Source organism: Colwellia sp. 6M3, assembly GCF_014077595.1.
Lineage (GTDB): Bacteria > Pseudomonadota > Gammaproteobacteria > Enterobacterales > Alteromonadaceae > Cognaticolwellia.
Genome location: NZ_JACGWF010000181.1, coordinates 1 through 1,716 on the forward strand (window position 1 = coordinate 1; position 1,716 = coordinate 1,716).

A 1,716-nucleotide genomic window follows, 5' to 3' on the forward strand; every position below is an offset into this window, starting at 1 on the left:
AAAGCACTAGTTGCCGGTGCACATTGTGTGATGGTGGGTAGCATGCTCGCAGGTACGGAAGAAGCACCTGGTGAAGTCGAACTTTATCAAGGTCGTTACTATAAGTCATATCGCGGCATGGGGTCTTTAGGCGCGATGAGCCAAAAAGAAGGCTCAAGTGACCGTTACTTCCAAAAGTCAGATGGTGAAGCAGACAAGTTAGTACCTGAGGGTATTGAAGGTCGTGTTGCTTATAAAGGTCCTGTTGCGGCAATTATTCATCAACAAATGGGTGGCTTGCGTTCATCAATGGGCTTAACGGGTTCAGCAACGATTGAAATTATGCGTACTAAACCAGAATTTATGAAAATTACTTCTGCAGGTATGGGTGAGTCGCACGTACATGATGTCGCCATAACAAAAGAAGCACCTAACTACAGAACTGGTTAGGCTTTGTTGAATTATAGTCGTCGATTTTAAGGTTGTGAGTACTCAACCGGTAAACTAAGCATCACGCTACTGACGTTTATATGACGGCAATATTTTCGATTAAATGTTGACAGAAATTATAAAAATAGATGATTGAAAATGTCATCTAAAAATTCAAATAGGCTGAGCGGTAACTCATATTGAGCAAGCTCAGCCTATTCATTTTATTGTTAAATAAAAGTAGGAAAACAACATGAGTAAAGACATTCATGATCACCGCATACTGATATTAGATTTTGGTTCGCAATACACTCAACTTATTGCTCGTCGTGTACGAGAAATAGGCGTTTACTGTGAATTATGGGCTTGGGATGTTACTCAAGAACAAATTGAAGGCTTTAACCCTACAGGTATTATATTAGCTGGCGGACCTGAGTCAGTTACTGAGCACAACTCTCCTCGTGCGCCTGAATATGTATTTAATGCCGGCGTACCTGTATTAGGCATTTGCTATGGCATGCAAACCATGGCTGAGCAATTGGGTGGTGCTGTTGAAGGCTCTGAGCATAAAGAGTTTGGTTATGCAGCTGTTGAAGTTATCGCTAAATCGGCGCTTTTTAATGCTATAGAAGATAACGTCAGTGCAAACGGTAATGCGTTATTAGATGTTTGGATGAGTCACGGCGATAAAGTATCAGCAATTCCTGATGGCTTTGTCACCGTAGCACAAACACCAAGTTGTAAATACGCTGCAATGGCCAATGAAGAAAAGCAATTTTACGGTGTGCAATTTCATCCTGAAGTAACACATACTAAGCAAGGTTTGCGAATTTTAGAGCACTTTGTCGTTGATATTTGTCAATGTGAAAAATTGTGGACCCCAGCGTCAATTATTGAAGACGCCATTGAAAAAATGAAAGTACAAGTTGGCGATGACGAAGTGATCCTTGGTTTATCAGGTGGTGTTGATTCATCAGTTGTAGCTATGCTTTTACATCGTGCGATTGGTGACAAGTTAACGTGTGTGTTTGTTGATAACGGTTTATTACGTTTAAACGAAGGTCAGCAAGTGATGGATATGTTCGGTGACCATTTTGGTTTGAACATTATCCATGTTAATGCTGAAAACCGTTTCTTAGATCGCTTAGCGACTGAGAGCGAGCCAGAAGCCAAACGTAAAATTATTGGTAATGTCTTTGTTGAAATTTTTGATGAAGAAGCAAATAAACTCAGTAACGCTAAATGGTTAGCACAAGGTACTATTTACCCTGATGTTATAGAGTCAGCGGCATCTGCTACTGGTAAAGC

Annotated in this window: 2 protein-coding genes; both read left to right on the plus strand. The window is 40.6% G+C overall.

The features are described 5' to 3' along the window. Positions 1-429: IMP dehydrogenase (locus tag H4J50_RS18845; RefSeq protein ID WP_182257686.1), on the plus strand; the 429-nt coding region annotated here is incomplete at its 5' end. Between the two features lie 232 nt (positions 430-661). Further along, positions 662-1,716: glutamine-hydrolyzing GMP synthase (gene guaA / locus H4J50_RS18850; protein WP_182257687.1), on the plus strand; the 1,055-nt coding region annotated here is incomplete at its 3' end.